The sequence below is a fragment of the Serratia sp. K1WW1 genome (genome assembly GCF_055790865.1).
Genome location: NZ_CM147697.1, coordinates 1,210,583 through 1,228,897, shown reverse-complemented (window position 1 = coordinate 1,228,897; position 18,315 = coordinate 1,210,583). Strand labels below are relative to the sequence as shown.

Below are 18,315 nucleotides of genomic sequence, written 5' to 3'. Positions count from 1 at the left end.
AGCTCAACGCTGCGGGGCATCGCGATGGCTTATTGACTTTCCGCCGGTACAACCACCAGTTTACCGCTGCTGGCCGACATGGCCTGCACTTCACGATCGTACATGGCTTCGCCATAAGCCGGAGGGATCACAAAGCTACCGGTGTTGGTCGCTTTAATCTGGTAGACAAACTCCTGCACGTCGGTGCTGGCGCTGCCATAGATGATCACCCGGTCTTCGCGGATATCGCTGTAATCAGGTGCCCAAGTGGAGCCCGAGGCAGCCAGTGGTGACTGCCACCCTGCGTCCGTATTCTCGCTGGCTTCACCGTCTTCGCCGGTCGATTCTGGCTCTGGTGCCGTTTGCTGCACCACTTCAAATCCGCCAGGCAGCAGATCGACAATCGCCAGGTTGCTCTGCCCTTCTTTCGAATTGGCGCGGATTTTCAGATGAACGTTGATCTTCTGCCCCAACGTTACCTGAGTCACCGGTTTACCCTGTTCATCGGTGTAATCACGGGTAATTTCCAAACCGCGAGCAATGGCTTTCTGTGGAGCAGCCAGATCGTAACCGGCCTGAGTGACCACATACCAGGCCGGAGCGTCGGCGCTGTTGTTAAAGCGAATAGCCTTGGCATCGGCAGTAAACTGGCCTTTGGCAAACAGCCCTATCATCTCTGAAATCACCTGCGGATCGACGTTACCTTGCTTGCCGAGCTGCGCAATCGTCAGCGAATCGCTGGCATTGGCCTGCGCCGCCACCTGAGCCGAGTAGCTTTCCAGCGCCAGGATACTCATCGCCGAAGAATAGGTGGTGTAGCGCTCTTCTTTCAACGCCTTGACCATGTTCTCCAACACCTGCGGAGGGATGGAAGAAACCTTCTCCGGGAAGTGGCGAGCGATCAGGTACAGACGCGTTGCGTCCTGCACCAGCGGATCGAAGTAATTCTGCGTCCACCAGCCTTTGTCATAGGCTTTGCTCAGTTGCTTCCAGCTAGGCTGCAACAAGGCATTAGCCTCATCGTCCATTTTCAGCAGACGGTAAGACGATGCCAGATACAGGGCGCTCAGATCGGTTTTCCAGCTGTCTGGATACAGTTTCTGCAACGTATCCTGCACCGAGGCCAGCGAGTTGGTGGTAATTTCGCCCTGCAAGGTCAGCAGGTAGACCGCCCAGGTACGCAGACGCAGATGATACATATCATCATAACGGTTGGCTGCCAGTTCACGCAGCGCGCCGTTGGCATCTTCCAGCATCCCCACCGGCAAGGCATAACCCGCCGCTTTGGCTTCCAGCAGGTATTGCACCACGTATGGCGTGACGAAAGGATCGGTTTCCGGCGATGAACGCCAGGCACCAATGGCCCCGCTGTCATTCTGGCGGGAACGCAGTACGCCGAGCAGGTTTTTCAGCTGTTTGCTGACTTCGGCATGGCTCAGGCTGCTTTTCATTTCCGGATGCTGGCTTTGCATGATCAGCGGAATGGAACGGCTGACGATCTGCTCAGAACAGTAGTACGGATAATCCGCCAGATACTGCGCCAGGCCGTTGGTCAGCACCAACGGGGAGTGAGATACCGCCGCGCTACGCTGCGCATAGGCATCAAACATCTGCCGCAGATTATCAATATTCTGGCTGCTACCGCTCATCCGGCCCATCACCGTCTGGGTGCGGTAAGGCATTGCCGGACGTACCGAGGTGCTAACGGTACGGCGGCTGGTTTTATCACCGTAACGCGCATCAAACACCAGCGGAGCATCGCCCAGAGCCGCCTTGGCACGCAGGCGGAAGTTGATCACGCCTTCACGCTTCTCCGCCAATGACAGGCTTTGCTCGGCCTTACCCACCACTTCCAACTGCGGTGGCGGCGTCAATTGCACGGCGATCGCCACAGGCTTGCCGTTCAACCCTTCGAGGTTATTGCTAACCCCTACGCTGACATCAAACTCATCCCCTGGTGCCACCATGTAAGGCACGTTCGGCGTCATGATGAAGTTGTCACGTACCGTCGCGGAGGTTTGGGCCTTGCCGATTTTGCCTGGCGTAACCGAAATGGCCATCACGCGGATCTTGCCGTTGAAATAATCCGGCACCGGATAGGTAAACTGCTTCTCGCCGCTCACTTCGGTAATGCCAGACCAATAGGCCACCGGCTTGTCGCGCTTGCGCTTGAACGGATTCAGGTTGAGATCCAGCCCTTCACCCGCATCACCGCCCGGTGCCGCAGAAAGCGCCATCAGCTTGCTGAATTCCGGCAGGATCAGATCGAGGATCTGCGAGCTTTCCACGCTCAGCTCACGCTTACGGAAGAAGTACTCCAGCGGATCTTTCAGGCGGTAACGCGCAACCTGCAAGATCCCTTCATCTACGGCAAACAGTGCCACCTGCTGTGGACCATCGGTTTTCACCGTCATCGTCAGGTTATCACCCGGCTTAATCACCTCAGGCGTCACTATTTCCAGGCCGTTTTGCCGGGCTTTGGTGCTGATTTTAAACGGCATGACGCCATAGCTCAGCGGGCTCATAAAGATCTCGCTGGAGTTCACGTCGCGCACAAACTGCACGTTGATATACCCGTTGCCTTCCATCCCGGCCGGAACCCGGATTTTTTGCACCGAGCTGGTGGTGTCGGTGTGGAACCACTGCCAGGCATAGACACGGTCTTTTTCGATGGTGATCAAACCGCTGCCGGTATAAGGCGCGTTGATCGCCACTTCAATCTCTTCACCCGGCTGATATTCCGCCTGGTTCAGCTTCAGCTTCAGTTCGGCATTGCGATCCAGCGAACGGCTGAGGTTGGCATTGCCCGCCACGCTATAGGCGATACGGTTGAGCACCTTGCCCTGTGCATCTTCGATCACCAGGACGAAGTCACCCGGGGTGTCGGTTGCCAAGGTCAGATCGGTGCCCTGCTCGCTCAGCGCCAACGGCTGCTCGGACAGCTGCACCTCTTTCATCTTCGACTGGTATTTATAAACGCCAGAATCCTGCTTGGTCAGCACCGAGATGTATTTCTGCTCGATCAGCACCTGCTTCAGATCGGCAAGTGCAATCTGTTTCAGGGAAGGATCGACGGCAATCACGTTCAGATTTCGCGCCGAACCCCGGTTGATATAGCCTAAATCACCGTCTGGTTTCACGCCCACCAGATAGTCATACGGCGATACCAGCACCCGAGCGGTGGCGGCAACGGAACGCCCGCCACCCGCTACAAAGGCTTCTGACAGCAGTTGCAGCTGATAGGTGGCATCCGCATAGGACTTCAGATCCAGTGGGATATTCGCCACGCCCTGCTCGTTGGTGGTACGGTCTTCCAGTTCCGTTTCAAAACCGTCGCTATTCTGGCGGTTCTCAAAGAAGGCGTAATCCGGGAAGCGATCGAAGCTTGGATACATCGGCCGCAGCGTCAGCTTCGAGGTAACTCGGCGATCCTGGGCAGGCGTGCCAAACAGGTTCTGCACATCGATGTTCGCCTGCAGCTCAGAAGGTTTTACCCACCCTTGCTGCCGGTTCGGCGTCAACTCCAGCTTCACCTTCAGTTGGTCTGGCTCAAACTCTTTCACGTTGACGGCGGTATGGCCGAGCAAGGTGGAAGTGTCGTTATTTTTGCCAATCAGATACAGGTAGACGTTCCATTCGCCCGTGGGCGCATTCTCGTCGGTGGTGTAACTCAATTCATTGAAACCACTGCCACCGAGAGTCAGCGGCACCGTTGTCATCAATTTGTCGCGCGGATCGCGGATCTCGGCACGTACCGGTACGCCAGCCAGGGCTACGCCCCAATCGGCAGCACGGGTAATCAGACCAATATTGAAAGTATCGCCCGGACGGTACACGCCACGATCGGAGAACAGGTAACTGCTCAGGGTGCGTGGATCGATCGGAGTTTCTTCGCCTTCAATATCAAAGCGGGAGAAATCCAGCCCGCGGTCGTTGTAGCGGGTGGTCGGCAAGAAGGAGACATCGCCCTCTTTTTCCACCAGGAACATCACTGGCTCGCGTTCGTTGGTATACACGTCCAACGATGGGAAACGCACGTGCCCATTGGCATCGGTCACCTGGCTAAGCAGCGTCACGCCGTTTTTGGCGATCACTGAAACCTTGGCGTTACCGACTGGCGCACCGCTGTGGATAGATTGGACAAACACATCACGCGTTTTATCCTGTGAACGTTTGGCAATGATGCCCAGATCGGTTACGACAACAAAGCGCGAATCTCCCACGCTAGGTGAATCATCCCCTTCTTGCTCGCCCTGATCGCCTTCATCCTCTGCGGCCTGCGTCTTTTTCTTTTCTGGCTGCCATTCCGACAGCGTCAGCAGGAACACGCCACGATGGGAATCCGTGCTGGTGGACAGGTAACGTGAGAGGTCGATGCCCTTATAGCTCACTTCACCTGGTTGATCGTTGTTGATGACCGTTTGATATTTAAAGTGTTCGGTAAAATATTCATCGTTAAGCTGGTTGAACTGGGCCGAAGAGTATTCGCTGCTTTTGAATGAGACGATATGTTGCAGCTGGCTTGGGATCACCCGCTTGATATCCAGACGCAGGCCGGGCACGTTACGCGCCGCCACGCTGATTTGCTTGTCACCATTCACCGACAGCAGAGAACCCTGTGACATAAACTGCAAGGTTTTCGGGAAGTCTGGTACTTCGACGATACGGTAGACCTTCTCCGGCATTTTATAGCCGCCCGAAGAGGTCATCAGGTTGGTGATTTCCAGCAGCATAAAGCGGTGAGCCGGTGCGTCAAACTTGAAGCTGAACTGCGGTTGATAGGTCTCTTCCGCTTCATTCAGGGTCAGCGTCAGCGGCGTAGACTGGGCCATTACGCTGTTTTCGATGCTCTCGGTCCCGCCCCACTGATAAAAATCGTCCGGTTCGTTACTGGCTTCGGAATCGTTAGGATTATGCTGCGGCAACAGCCAGGCCTTGACCGCACGCCCGGCATCTTTGTCTTTGATCGCATCGCTGAAGGCGACGATCAGCGCACGCTGGCCTTTGCTGCCATCGCTATCGACCACCTGGGCGCTAGCATCCTTCACCGTGAGGCTATACAGAGTTGGCACCGACACCCAGCTGTCTTTCGATTGAGAGATTTCATTGGCAGACACCACCGACTTGATGCCCTTGCCCAGTACCAGATGCACTTTACCACCGTGATCCAGCGCTTTCAGCGGTTCAGAATGCACCCAGGCGTTCAGCTTCTTGGCATCATAGACCAGGGAAAAATTGAGTTTCTTTTCAGATTTGGCGTTGGCTTCGATCAACCCCATGGCGATCTGCTTTTCAAAGCTGGCCACGTCCAATGGCGCATTGAATTTGACGTTGAAGATAGCGCTGCGCTTTTGCGGATCTTGTGGGTCTTGAAAATACTCAGCTTGCCCAAGTTGATAGTCAAAAGCCGGGGCACTAAAGCTGTAGTTGGTGTTGGCGAGTTTAATCTGCGGGGTCAGCAACACGGCGGGCTCGAGCTTAACCTCATATTTGCTGCCCATCGGCAATGGATTTTTCGGCGTGAAGACCAGGGTCCAGGCGTTATTCCACTTCCACTGCCCTTCAAGGGCCGGGCTGATGGAGATGCCTTTTTCCACGACCTTGCCAGCATCGGTCAACGGTGCCACGGAGTTTCTAAAGGTGAGAGTGACCTGCTGCGGCGCAGGTTTCTGCACGGCATAGTTAACCGGCTCAGGATCGGATACCCGTACGCTGGTTTCCTGGTAAACCATCGGTGCGGGTTCAATCGGCTGTGGCCGATTCAGCCACCAGTGCCATCCATAGAAGGCTCCACCAGCGGCACACAACAGCACCAGCAACGCCATGCTAATGGCTTTGGGATATTTGTCTACCCCACCTTCCAGCCGCAGGAAGCCGCGCTTCACCCCGCCGGATACCGCTTCCCACCAGGCAGGTGCATTCCAGTTCAGGTTGCCCACCACCGGCTTGAACAGCCGCCCCAACAGGCCAAAAATCAGGGCCAACAGGCGGAACAGGCCTTTTATCAACGTAAAAGGCAAACGGAGGATAAACTTCAGCAAATCCATGATTGCAGCACCTTCTTAATCCTTGAAAAAACCCAGAGAGACAACATTCTCAACGCAGGAACCACGAATGCGCATATTATCTACTAGTTCCACACGGCGGTGGAAACTCTATTTTAGCCATACCGCGTGAATTGCGCATTGCTACGCATAAATCGGAAATTGCTTATAACCCCCAACGGGCTAACAACGAGAGGCGCAGCAGGCGGCGCGATTACAGCTCGATATTAAGTAGTGAATCCAGCTGTTGTAACAGCAACAGCAGTGGCAGGCAGTTCGGCTGTTTATCCTTTAACGCTTCTTCAAAATAGGGGGTGATGGCAAAACGCGTAGGCAGTGGCGCATTGGCATCGAGCAGCGCATGCATCCTTGGCAACAGTATCCACTGCAACCACTCTTCGGCCTGCATGCTGTCGATGCAAAAGGGTTCCGTGCTGGCAAAAGCCTCGGCTTCCGGCGGCGTCAGTTGCCACAACGCCAAATCCCGCATGGACTGTTCAATCGCCTGTAAATTGTGGCGAACCTGGTTGGATATACTCATCGACATTCCCAATCTGTTTAAGCTTGTTAATCAGCCTGTGGCTGAGAACGGCAAAGCATAGCATTTAAGCCCAAAGCACCCAATTTTATCTGGTGGCGCCACGCCTGGCACGGCACAATACGCGCACCCAAAAATCACACATGATAAAAGACATGCCCGCAACATCACTCAATAAAAATCACGCTACGCCCGGTAAAGCCATGCTGGCTTCGGTTACCGGTTATGCTATGGACGGCTTCGATCTGTTGATACTCGGCTTTATGCTGCCGGTGATCACCACTGAGCTGGGTCTCACCTCATCACAAGCCGGTTCGCTGGTGACCTGGACATTGATCGGCGCAGTGATTGGCGGCGTGATCTTCGGCCATCTCAGCGACCGTTTTGGCCGTATCCGCGTGTTGACCATCACTATCCTGATGTTTTCGCTGTTTACCGGCCTGTGCGCCGTTGCCGTCGGCTACTGGGACTTGCTTGCCTACCGCACCCTGGCGGGGATTGGGCTGGGCGGTGAATTCGGTATTGGCATGGCGTTGATCGCCGAAGCCTGGCCCGCAGAGAAGCGCAATCGTGCCTCGGCCTATGTGGGCATGGGTTGGCAGCTCGGCGTGCTTGCCGCGGCCTTCCTCACCCCGCTGTTGCTACCTTATATCGGCTGGCGTGGCATGTTCCTGGTTGGTCTGCTACCGGCGCTGGTTTCCTTCCTTATTCGCCGGACCATGGGCGAACCCAAAGAGTTTACGCAGCAAAAAACCAGCGAACAGCAACTCTCCTTTACTCAACGATTAAAGCTGCTATTTAAAGATCGTGCCACCAGCAAGGCCAGCCTGGGGATCTTTATCCTCTGCTCGGTGCAGAACTTTGGCTATTACGGGCTGATGATCTGGATGCCGACCTATCTGGCCAAAAACTTTGGCTTCTCGCTGACCAAATCCGGCGTCTGGACGGGGGTCACGGTGATCGGCATGACCTTCGGTATCTGGCTGTTCGGCGTATTGGCCGACCGCTTTCCCCGTTGGATCATCTTTGTCATTTATCAGGTTGGCGCCGTGGTGATGGTCATAAGCTATGCGCAACTCACCGATCCCACGCTGATGCTGTTTGCGGGTGCACTGATGGGGGTGTTTGTTAACGGGATGATTGGCGGCTACGGCGCGCTGATTTCTGACACCTACCCGGTACAGGCTCGCGCCACGGCGCAGAATATCCTGTTCAACCTGGGCCGCGGCGTCGGTGGGTTGGGGCCATTGGTGATCGGTGCGCTGGTCACTCAGGTTTCCTTTACCGCCGCGATCAGCCTGCTGGCCGCTATTTACCTGTTGGATATTTTCGCCACGCTGTTCCTGCTACCGAAGAAACAAAGCACGGGCGATACGTTGGGGGCAATCGGGTAAACCTTGAAGGGGAAGCCAGGCAGAATTTGCTGTCTGGCCTTTGCTCCAGACAAAAAGTTGGGGGCACTGCGTTAACAGTGCCCCCGGTTCGTTTTATAGCTAATCCCGCTACAAGTGTGCTCCCTGCTCAATCCCTGAAAACTTTTCCTTTCGGCCATCCTGACCAAAACAATCCTTCGCAAAATCCTTTAGCATCATCCTGACGCGGTTCCTCAGCCTTCCTGACCCACCAACAATCCTGTGCTGGCTCTCTATCTCCGTCCTGGAGGTGTCCTTGGTTTCAATCCTGAAACATCCTGTGTATCATCCTGATACCAATCCTTTCCACTCTTCCTGAGTGCATCCCTTTCTTCTTCCTGAAGCTGCATCATCCTGACGCTTTCCTGCTCCATCCGGCTTCCTTCCGGTAGACATAAGATCGCTTATTTCCTTCCCGTTAACAAGGGCATGTAGGACGGATTACAGTAAATTTGACTTAACCCACATCGACAAAAACACATAACAACCTGATATATATAACTAATAATTAAAAAATAGCTAACTAAAACGAAAAATTAAAAGCGATCTCTCACAGCTTTTGTAAGAGATCTCGCACACGCACTAAAGGCAAATTAGCCGATTAATTAACTCTGGGGCGTAAAGCATTGAGAAAATCGCCCAAACTGGCGGCTAATAGCGTGCGTTTTTTGCTGCCAAATTGCTCAAGCAGCACGTTGCCGCTGACATTACACAGCGACACCACCGTCATTTCCGATTCTGTGGTCGCCAGGAACAACGTAGGCGATAGCTTAAGGCGTTTTTGCGTCACCAGATGCCCAATCAGATTCTCCTGCAGCCGAATAAAGTCGTCTTCACTCCAGACCTGCAATAGCGTCAACGGATGCTCGCCAAACTCCGCACTCATATCCCCGGCATACTGTTGGGTATAGAAGGTGTGGATATCCGGCTGTAGTTGCAGTTCCAGCGCCTGCGCCACCTTTTCCAGGCTGGCCGCTGGCGTAAAAGGCTGTGGCAGCCACAGCACCGTATCATCGCGATTTTCGACAATACAGGGGGAAGCCACGCCGTACAGTTCCTGGCTAGCCGGGGCATGGCCATACTGCTGCTGCCATTTGTCGACATAGCGCTGGGTAAATTCACGCAGGGCGTGCGATACATCATGGTCCATATTTTTTCTCGCATACGGTAAACTGGTGCCTATTGTACCTATCTAAGACCAAGGTGACAGCTCATGTCCTCCTATCAAGATCATCAGGTTCTGGCGGCACTGACGCTGGGCAAGCCAACCGCATACCGTGACTGCTACGATGCCTCACTGTTACAAGCGGTTCCTCGCAGCATGAACCGGGAGCCGCTGGGGCTTTATCCCGATAGCCTGCCGTTCCACGGTGCCGATATCTGGACGCTGTATGAACTGTCCTGGCTCAATGCCAAGGGGCTGCCGCAGGTCGCGGTGGGAGAAATCAGCCTGAACGCCAACAGCGTCAACCTGATCGAGTCCAAAAGCTTCAAGCTCTATCTCAACAGCTTTAACCAAACCCACTTCCCAGACTGGGAAGCGGTACGCTCTACGCTACAACGCGATCTCGCCGCCTGCGCACAAGGGGATGTCAGCGTGAGCCTGTTCAGCGTCGATCAGATTGAAGGCAGCCCTATCGCCCGGTTGGAGGGCGAATGCCTCGACCAGCAAGACATCAGCATTGATAACTACGAGTTCGACACGGGTTACCTGGAAGGCGCAGCCGGTAGCCAAATCGTTGAGGAAACGCTGGTCAGCCATCTGCTGAAGTCCAACTGTCTGATCACCAACCAGCCCGATTGGGGCTCGGTGCAAATCCGCTATCGCGGTCCGCAGATCAACCGTGAAGCCCTGCTACGCTATCTGGTTTCGTTCCGCCATCACAACGAATTCCATGAACAGTGCGTCGAGCGGATCTTTAACGATCTGCTGCGTTTCTGTCAGCCGCAACAATTGAGCGTTTATGCCCGCTACACCCGGCGTGGTGGCCTGGATATCAACCCTTGGCGCAGCAATGTGGCGTTCGAACCGGCGCATGGCCGTCTGGCTCGCCAATAATGCTCAACAACTGAGCTAACAGGCGGTTTGTATTGGTAAAAATCCGGAGACGGCGGTAAGGTTAAATCAAGAGTGCCCGCTTTTTGCTCAGGCATTCCAGTAGGCAATACAAAATTCTTACCGCAGTGCTCAAAGACAGGTAAGGATTATTATCGCCCTATTTATGGGCGCAAAGGAGTTACCTTGATTACACATATCAGCCCACTTGGCGCTATGGATTTGTTGTCGCAGTTGGAAGTAGACATGCTGAAGCGTACCGCCAGCAGCGACCTGTACCGTTTGTTCCGCAACTGCTCCCTGGCGGTGTTAAACTCCGGCAGCCAGACCGACAACAGCAAACAGCTGCTATCGCGTTATGAAAACTTTGATATCAACGTGCTGCGCCGTGAACGCGGCGTAAAACTGGAGCTGGTGAACCCGCCAGAAGAGGCTTTTGTTGATGGCCGCATTATTCGTTCACTGCAGGCCAACCTGTTTGCGGTGCTGCGCGATATCCTGTTTGTCCACGGCCAAATTGACAGCGCCGGGCGTTTCCAGCACCTGAATTCGGAAGACTCCATTCATATCACCAATCTGGTGTTCTCCATCCTGCGTAATGCCCGCACGCTGCACCTCGACGAAGACCCGAATATGGTGGTGTGCTGGGGTGGCCACTCGATCAATGAAAACGAATATCTGTATGCCCGTAAGGTCGGAAGCCAACTGGGCCTGCGCGAGCTGAATATCTGTACCGGCTGTGGGCCAGGGGCGATGGAAGCGCCAATGAAAGGGGCCGCCGTCGGCCATGCGCAGCAGCGCTACCACAACAGCCGCTTTATCGGCATGACCGAGCCCTCCATTATTGCCGCCGAGCCACCGAATCCACTGGTTAACGAGCTGGTGATCATGCCAGATATCGAAAAACGTCTGGAAGCCTTTGTGCGGATCGCGCACGGCATCATCATTTTCCCTGGCGGGGTCGGTACTGCGGAAGAACTGCTGTATCTGTTGGGCATACTGATGAACCCGGAAAACAGCGAGCAGGTACTGCCGCTGATCCTCACCGGGCCGAAAGAGAGCGCCGATTATTTCCGCGTGCTGGACGAATTCATCATGAATACGCTGGGCGAGAAGGCCCGCCGTCACTACACCATCATCATCGACGATCCGGCCGAAGTGGCCCGTCAGATGAAAAAGGCCATGCCGCTGGTGAAAGAAAACCGCCGCAATACCGGTGATGCCTACAGCTTTAACTGGTCGATGCGTATTGCACCGGACCTGCAGCTCCCCTTCGAGCCAAGCCATGAAAACATGGCCAACCTCAACCTGTACCCGAATCAACCTGCAGAACAGTTGGCCGCGGCCCTGCGCCGGGCATTCTCAGGGATCGTGGCGGGTAACGTGAAGGAGAACGGCATCCATGCCATCGAACAGTTCGGCCCTTACAAGCTGCATGGCGATCCGTTGATGATGAAGCAGATGGATAACCTGTTGCAGGGCTTTGTCGCCCAGCACCGCATGAAACTGCCGGGAACTGCCTACGTGCCTTGCTACGAGATCGTAGCCTGATCATCACCTCTGGGCGGCGTAATAGTCGCCCTTATTTTCTGACGTTGTTGCCTTGCCTATGCCTATACATTTACTGATTGTCGATGCTCTGAACCTAATCCGCCGCATTCATGCGGTGCAAGGCTCCCCTTGTGTCAACGCTTGCAAGCATGCGCTACAGCAGTTGATTCAACACAGCCAGCCCACCCACGCCGTGGCGGTGTTCGACGAAGACGACCGTAGCGAGAGCTGGCGCCATCAAATTCTGCCCGATTACAAAGCCGGACGTTCGCCGATGCCGGAAAACCTGCATCAGGAAATGCCGCAGCTACGCGAAGCGTTTGCCGAGCTTGGGGTGGCCAGTTGGCATTCGGCTGGCAATGAGGCGGACGATCTGGCTGCGACGCTGACGGCCAAAATTGCCGCAGGTGGCCACCAGGTGACGATTGTCTCTACCGACAAAGGCTACTGCCAGCTGCTGGCACCCAGCGTACAGATCCGTGACTACTTCCAGAAACGCTGGTTGGATATGCCGTTTGTGCAGCAAGAGTTTGGTGTGTTACCGCAACAGCTCACGGATTATTGGGGGCTGGCAGGCATTGGTAGCAGCAAGATCCCAGGCGTTGCCGGTATCGGGCCAAAAACGGCGGTATTGCTACTCCAACAGATGGGGAGTCTGGATGGTCTGTATCAACACCTGGAGCAGGTGCCGGAGAAGTGGCACAGCAAGCTGTTAGAGCACCGCGAGCTGGCCTATATCAGCAAGCAGGTCGCCACTTTGCGTACCGATCTGACGCTGGACGGCAATCTGCAACAGTTACGTTTGCCAATAAATTAAGGGCGCTGCCAGCAGCAACGCCCTTACGCCTTACTCGCGCTCGTCGCGGCGGCCGGGAATGGCCGACCACATGCGGCGCACGTGTACGGTGATCTCTTCACGATCGTGGTACAGCTGCTTGGCGTGGATCTCTGCGCTAATCCCCTCGTTGGCCAAGGCTTCGTGGATGCTTTGCAGGTTCTGCGCCACCTCTTCGTAGCGCTTCTTCATCGGCAGCTTCAGGTTAAAGATCGCCTCACGGCACCAACCTTTAAGCAACCATTGGATCATCAGGCTGGTGACTTTTGCCGGTTTCTCCACCATATCGCACACTACCCAGTAGTTTTTGCTGGTGGTCGGTTCAAAACGGAAGCCGTCGACACGATGATGGGTCACCTGCCCGGTATCCATCAGGCTCGGGGCCATCGGGCCGTTGTCCACCGAATGCACCATCATGCTGCGTTTGACCAACTGATAGGTCCAGCCGCCAGGGCAAGCCCCCAGATCGACCGCAAACATCCCACTGCCTAAACGCTCGTCCCATTCGTCTGCCGGGATGAAAACGTGGAAAGCCTCTTCCAGCTTCAGCGTAGAGCGGCTTGGCGCATCGGACGGGAACTTCAGGCGTGGGATCCCCATATAGAACGGGGAGTTGTTGTTGCTGTAGGAATATCCCACGTAGCAACAGCCCGGCGCGATAAAGAACACGTGTACCACCGGGCGAGAGGGATTCTCACGCGCCATCAGCACTTTCTGCTCACGCAATGCGCCGCGCAGCGGCACAGTCAGCTTGCGGCAGAACTTCAGCAGCTCTTTGCTTTCGTTGGTATCTGGTACTTCTACCCGTAATTCACCGCCGCGATCGACCACGCCCATCAGCATGCCGACAATCGGTGAAACCCGATCTTCCGGCGGCAAATCACGCAGCAGTTCTCCCACCACCAGCATCTGGCGGGCAAAGATCAGCTCACGGAACGGGATTTCTTTCGCCAGGCGATCGGCATCGTCCGGCTGATAGCATTCAAACAGCACATAGCCGCTGTTGTCTTTAACCCTGGCAAAGCCAAACACTTCCAACTGGGCGGCCTTGTCGGTAATTTCCGCCGCGCACTCTTTCTCAAAGCCTTGGCGGCAGTACAACGCGATCTTATTCATGGCGCTCGGCCTTTTTCCTCAGACGCAAAGCGCCAATCAACATCAATGCCCAACCGATCAGGAAGCAGGTCCCGCCCACTGGCGTGACATAAACCCAAACCTTTTGGTGAGACAGCGCCAGACAGTACAGGCTGCCGCTGAACAACACGGTGCCGAGCGCCAACAGCGCTCCGCTCCAGTAAAACCACAGGCTGACCCGACGCTGCATGGCAACGGCCAGCCCCAGGATCGCCAGAGTATGGAAACCCTGGTAATCAAGCCCGGTGCGGATCCAGGCCATTTCATTGACCCCAAGCGCACTACTCAATACGTGCGCACCAAACGCGCCCAGAGCAACATAGACAAAACCACTGATAGCAGCAAAAATCAGCATAGAACGGCTACTCATCATTATTCACCTTAATCGAGATCCACCAGCCACAACGTCACCGCAGCCGGCCTTATTGTTCATAGCGAAAGCGGAACTTCTCCTGTTCGCTGGCCGCACGCGCCAAGATCCATTGGCGAAAGGCGGCTATTTTACCCAGTTCTGCCTGGCTGTCATGACATACCAGATAAAAAGCGTTTTTACTTACCAACACATCGTTAAACGGGCAGACCAGCCGACCGGCTTCGATCTCGGTTTGCGCCATCACGTTATTCACCAGCGCAATCCCCTGGCCATGAACGGCCGCCTGAACCACCATGGCACTATGGCTAAAGATTGGCCCTTGCTGCACGTTGATATGCTGTAACCCCAGCTGGCGGGTGTATGCCAGCCAGTCGCGGCGTGAAGTATCATGCAGAAGCGTATGATAAGCCAGATCGCCCGGCACTTTCAGTGCATGATCGCCCATTAACAGGCTGGGAGAACAAACCGGCAGCAGATATTCCGCATACAGACGCTCGGCACGCACTCCCGGCCAGTTGCCACGGCCATAAAAGATCGCCACGTCAACGTCATCCGCCAGCTTTTCTTCTTCGCGGTCAATGGCCTGGATGCGCACATCAATCCCCGGATAAGCTGAGTTAAAGCTGGAAAGACGTGGCACCAGCCACTGAATGGCGAAACTGGGCGGCAGGCTGACGGTCAAAGCCCCCTTGGCACTGCGTGCCTGAAGCTTGCGTGTTGCCTCATTGATCGAAGAGAAAATCTCTTTGATATCCAGGTAATAACTCTGCCCCTCTTCCGTCAGCAACAGCGAACGGTTACGCCGTCGAAACAGTTTCAGCCCCAGGAAATCCTCCAGAGACTTGATCTGATGGCTGACTGCGGCCTGGGTAACAAACAGCTCCTCTGCCGCCTTGGTAAAGCTCAAATGGCGGGCTGCCGCGTCAAAAACCCGCAGAGCATTAAGAGGAGGGAGACGTTTAGACATTCATTGACCCTTTTGTATGGCAAACTGCGGCGTTGTCGGCTGAACGCGCCCTACCGCTACCTGGCTGTGCCGAAAAATGCCGCGAGCGCAGGCACACGCCAGAGCGGCCAATTTGCAATTCATCGGCTTTAGTTACATTTATGTAACAAATGACCGCCGGGTTTCGCAAACGAGATCAGGCTGCATGATACATAACGCCACTAGCCCATCCGCGTGGACTATTGCCATTAGTTTTTTTAATCCGAGCCATTATAAATTGTCCGTTGAGCATGCGCCAGTAAATACCTATAGTGGCGACACTTCCTGGGCCGGAACGAAAAGGGATTGGGTGTCGAAGACGCCGATGAACTTTTGGCTTGTGGTTGTGATGTTGTGTTTGCAATTTGTCCGCCAATTCGGACATGGTAGCTAGGCTACTGTTTTTCACTTCCTGTACATTTACCCTGTCTGTCCATAGTGATTTTATGCAGCACCGCCAACTTCGCGGTGCTTTTTTTTGCCTGGAAGTTACTGATTACCTTCAACCATTTCCTTCACGTCGGCACGGTTAATCTGCTGCTCAACGCCGTTGGCATCTTTGTAGCTGATCATCCCGGTGTCGTCATCCACCTTGGGTTTTCCATCGGCGACAATGGTGCGTCCATCGCTGGTATGCATGACGTAGTTGCTTGAGCAGGCTGCCAGGGTAAACGTGAGCATCAGGGCAGAGATAACTGCGGCTGTCTTGTTCATTTGTGACTCCTTGTAGATAAAAATGCTGTAAAAATCATTTCTGTTATTTAAGGGACTCATTCGAACGCCAATATTCAGCATAACAAACTTTCGTCAGATTTCCAGGAAACAGCGACAATTGTTCGGGATAACTTGTCTCTGACGGCAAAATAGGACAGGATCAATGGCTGACAAAGCCACTGATAATCAGCCGATGAAGCCTTTTGAGCCTACCTTGTTCCGCAGCCAGTTCCCGGCCCTTCAACAGGCAGGAATTTATCTGGACAGTGCCGCTACCGCGCTAAAACCGCAGGCGGTGATCGACGCCACGCAGCAGTTTTACAGCGCAGATGCCGCCACCGTCCACCGCAGCCAACATCGTGCGGCACAGGATTTGACCCAGCGCTTTGAGCAGGCACGCCAGCAGGTTGCCACCTTGATTAATGCCCCCTGCGCGGACGATATCGTTTGGACCCGCGGCACGACGGAAGCCATCAATCTGGTCGCGCAGAGCTATGCTCGCCCACGCCTGCAGCCGGGGGATCAGATCCTGGTTAGCGAGGCGGAGCATCATGCCAACCTGATCCCGTGGTTGATGGTGGCAGAACAGACCGGTGCCGAAGTGGTGAAGCTGCCGCTTGGCCCCGATCGCCTGCCAGATTTGACGCGGCTCCCTACGCTGTTGTGCGAGAAAACCCGCATTCTGGCCTTGGGGCAAATGTCCAACGTCACGGGAGGCTGCCCGGATATCGCGCTGGCTATTGAGCTGGCTCATGCGGTGAACGCGGTAGTGATGATCGACGGCGCACAGGGTATTGTGCATTGCCCTGCCGACGTTCAGCGGCTCGATATCGATTTCTACGCCTTCTCAGCGCATAAACTCTATGGCCCAACTGGCATTGGTGCGTTGTATGGCAAAACCGCGTTACTGGCCCAAATGGGGCCATGGCAAGGCGGGGGAAAAATGCTGACGCAGGCTTCTTTCAGCGGCTTTACGCCACAAAAACCGCCGCACTGTTTTGAAGCCGGTACGCCAAATATTGCCGGAGTGCTGGGGCTGGGCGCCGCGTTGAGCTGGCTGGAAACGCAGGATATGGCCGCCGCCGAGCAATACAGCCGCGCCCTGGCGCAAAATGCCGAACAGCGTTTGCAGCAGTTACCCGGATTTCGCAGCTTCCGCAGTTCCGGCTCCAGCCTGCTGGCCTTTGATATCGCCGGGATCCACCACAGCGATATCGTCACCCTGTTAGCCGAACAGAACATCGCGGTACGCGCGGGCCAACACTGTGCCCAACCTTTGATCGCCGCATTAGGGGTCAGTGGAACGTTACGTGCGTCGTTTGCGCCTTATAATACGCCGCAAGACGTCGATGCACTGGTGCTGGCGTTAACTAACGCCATCGAATTACTGGCGGAATAAGATGCACAACGGAGAACCGATGCTTGCCCCTCACCCTTTTGGCCGTGAAATCACCGCCGAGACGCTGATAACAACCTTCAGCGCGCTAAAACAGTGGGAAGACCGTTACCGCCAACTGATCATGCTGGCGAAACGCTTGCCATCGCTGGCGGCCGATCTGCGGCAAACGGAGATGGAACTGAGCGGTTGCGAGAACCGGGTCTGGTTGGGGCACCAGCGGTTGGCGGATGGAACACTGCATTTTTATGGCGACAGCGAAGGACGCATTGTGCGCGGCCTGCTGGCGATCCTACTGACCGCAGTCGAAGGCAAAACGCCTCAGCAGGTCTTAGCTATCGATCCTTTGGCCCTGTTTGATAGCTTGGCGCTGCGTGCCCAGCTCAGCGCCACCCGAGCCAGCGGCCTGGCAGCCTTGGCGGCCAGGGTGCACGCTATTGCTGCCAGCTATACCTGACGTGCTGCCTTTGCCACCATCTTCTTCAACGCGTGGGAGACGGCAATAAAGCCAAAGGTCGCGGTGACCATGGTCGCCGCGCCAAAACCCGCGCTGCAATCCATTCTCTTCGGCCCTTCTGCGGTACTGCGTGAGGCGCACACTGAACCATCCGGCTGCGGATATACCAGCGGCTCGGTGGAGAAGACGCAGTCGATCCCCAGCTTGCCTTTGCTGTTTTTCACCACGTTAAAGTCGTTCTTCAACCTTTCACGCAGCTTGGCTGCCAGCGGATCCTGGATGGTTTTGGCCAGATCGGCCACGGCGATCTGCGTAGGATCGATCTGCCCACCGGCACCGCCGGTAGTCACCACCGGGATCTTGAAGCGTCGGCAATAGGCCAACAACGCCGCTTTGGGCCGCACGCTGTCAATAGCATCAATCACATAGCTGAAATTATGGTTCAACAGCTCGGCGACGTTGTCCGGGGTAATAAAATCATCCACGCAGGTCACCCGGCATTCCGGGTTGATCGCCAGGATCCGTTCCGCCATCACTTCGGTTTTCGATTGGCCAACATGCTGGCGCAAAGCATGGATCTGCCGATTGGTGTTGGTGACGCATACGTCATCCATGTCGATCAGGGTGATCGCACCAATGCCGGTGCGTGCCAGCGCTTCAGCCGCCCATGAACCGACCCCGCCAATGCCGATCACACAAACGTGCGCCTGGGCAAACAGGGCCAATGCCGGCTGGCCATACAGGCGTGCCGTGCCGCCAAAACGCTGTAGATAGGCCTCTGAATAGGCTGTACTCATTTTGCTTTACTTACCTTGGTTGCAAATAGTCAGGGCCGGAAGAT

The 18,315-nt window shown here is 55.2% G+C and carries 14 protein-coding genes; 6 read left to right on the top strand and 8 right to left on the bottom strand.

Annotation, left to right across the window (positions count from 1 at the left end):
• Positions 1 to 29 precede the first annotated feature (29 nt).
• Both ACX9GU_RS05470 and ACX9GU_RS05465 read right to left on the bottom strand, forming a co-directional pair.
• Positions 30 to 6,026, bottom strand: a complete 5,997-nt coding sequence (locus tag ACX9GU_RS05470) for an alpha-2-macroglobulin family protein (RefSeq protein WP_473194086.1) — start codon at positions 6,024 to 6,026, stop codon at positions 30 to 32.
• A gap of 211 nt (positions 6,027 to 6,237) precedes the next feature.
• Complete coding sequence (locus ACX9GU_RS05465; RefSeq protein WP_024484306.1) at positions 6,238 to 6,564, bottom strand: YqcC family protein; 327 nt, start codon at positions 6,562 to 6,564, stop codon at positions 6,238 to 6,240.
• Between the two features lie 152 nt (positions 6,565 to 6,716).
• Between ACX9GU_RS05465 and ACX9GU_RS05460 the strand changes: the two genes are divergently transcribed.
• The gene (locus ACX9GU_RS05460) at positions 6,717 to 7,955 is read left to right on the top strand and encodes an MFS transporter (RefSeq protein WP_024484305.1); all 1,239 of its coding nucleotides are present in this window, start codon (positions 6,717 to 6,719) and stop codon (positions 7,953 to 7,955) included.
• A gap of 619 nt (positions 7,956 to 8,574) precedes the next feature.
• On the opposite strand, the gene syd is transcribed toward ACX9GU_RS05460, so the two are convergent.
• The gene (gene syd, locus ACX9GU_RS05455; RefSeq protein ID WP_473194085.1) at positions 8,575 to 9,123 is read right to left on the bottom strand and encodes a SecY-interacting protein; all 549 of its coding nucleotides are present in this window, start codon (positions 9,121 to 9,123) and stop codon (positions 8,575 to 8,577) included.
• Between the two features lie 63 nt (positions 9,124 to 9,186).
• Between syd and queF the strand changes: the two genes are divergently transcribed.
• From queF to xni, 3 genes are all read left to right on the top strand, one after another.
• Complete coding sequence (gene queF, locus ACX9GU_RS05450; RefSeq protein ID WP_473194084.1) at positions 9,187 to 10,032, top strand: NADPH-dependent 7-cyano-7-deazaguanine reductase QueF; 846 nt, start codon at positions 9,187 to 9,189, stop codon at positions 10,030 to 10,032.
• Between the two features lie 183 nt (positions 10,033 to 10,215).
• Positions 10,216 to 11,580 carry a nucleotide 5'-monophosphate nucleosidase PpnN gene (gene ppnN / locus ACX9GU_RS05445; protein WP_021179892.1) on the top strand — a complete coding sequence of 455 codons (1,365 nt, stop codon included), beginning with the start codon at positions 10,216 to 10,218 and terminating at the stop codon, positions 11,578 to 11,580.
• Positions 11,581 to 11,638: 58 nt separating this feature from the next.
• Positions 11,639 to 12,397, top strand: coding sequence for a flap endonuclease Xni (gene xni, locus ACX9GU_RS05440; protein ID WP_021806119.1), 759 nt, complete (start codon positions 11,639 to 11,641; stop codon positions 12,395 to 12,397).
• Between the two features lie 30 nt (positions 12,398 to 12,427).
• Here xni and rlmM read toward each other — a convergent pair whose 3' ends face one another.
• The 4 genes from rlmM to ACX9GU_RS05420 all read right to left on the bottom strand — a co-directional run bounded on the left by rlmM (position 12,428) and on the right by ACX9GU_RS05420 (position 15,621).
• Positions 12,428 to 13,531: a 23S rRNA (cytidine(2498)-2'-O)-methyltransferase RlmM gene (gene rlmM / locus ACX9GU_RS05435; RefSeq protein WP_021179890.1), complete on the bottom strand. Its 1,104-nt coding sequence runs from the start codon at positions 13,529 to 13,531 to the stop codon at positions 12,428 to 12,430.
• On the bottom strand, positions 13,524 to 13,919 hold the full coding sequence (locus tag ACX9GU_RS05430) for a DUF423 domain-containing protein (RefSeq protein ID WP_024484299.1): 396 nt from the start codon (positions 13,917 to 13,919) through the stop codon (positions 13,524 to 13,526). Before ACX9GU_RS05430 ends, rlmM begins: the two co-directional genes overlap by 8 nt.
• Before the next feature lie 52 nt (positions 13,920 to 13,971).
• Positions 13,972 to 14,889, bottom strand: a complete 918-nt coding sequence (locus tag ACX9GU_RS05425; protein ID WP_021806120.1) for a transcriptional regulator GcvA — start codon at positions 14,887 to 14,889, stop codon at positions 13,972 to 13,974.
• Between the two features lie 507 nt (positions 14,890 to 15,396).
• A complete protein-coding gene (locus ACX9GU_RS05420) occupies positions 15,397 to 15,621 on the bottom strand; it encodes a YgdI/YgdR family lipoprotein (RefSeq protein WP_021806121.1) in 225 nt (74 codons plus the stop codon).
• Between the two features lie 193 nt (positions 15,622 to 15,814).
• On the opposite strand from ACX9GU_RS05420, the gene csdA reads away from it, so the two are divergent.
• A complete protein-coding gene (gene csdA / locus ACX9GU_RS05415) occupies positions 15,815 to 17,020 on the top strand; it encodes a cysteine desulfurase CsdA (RefSeq protein WP_473195118.1) in 1,206 nt (401 codons plus the stop codon).
• A gap of 19 nt (positions 17,021 to 17,039) precedes the next feature.
• On the top strand, positions 17,040 to 17,474 hold the full coding sequence (csdE, locus tag ACX9GU_RS05410) for a cysteine desulfurase sulfur acceptor subunit CsdE (protein ID WP_473194083.1): 435 nt from the start codon (positions 17,040 to 17,042) through the stop codon (positions 17,472 to 17,474).
• Here the strand turns inward: csdE and tcdA are convergent.
• Complete coding sequence (gene tcdA, locus ACX9GU_RS05405) at positions 17,465 to 18,271, bottom strand: tRNA cyclic N6-threonylcarbamoyladenosine(37) synthase TcdA (protein ID WP_473194082.1); 807 nt, start codon at positions 18,269 to 18,271, stop codon at positions 17,465 to 17,467. The genes csdE and tcdA overlap by 10 nt on opposite strands.
• Positions 18,272 to 18,315: the final 44 nt, after the last annotated feature.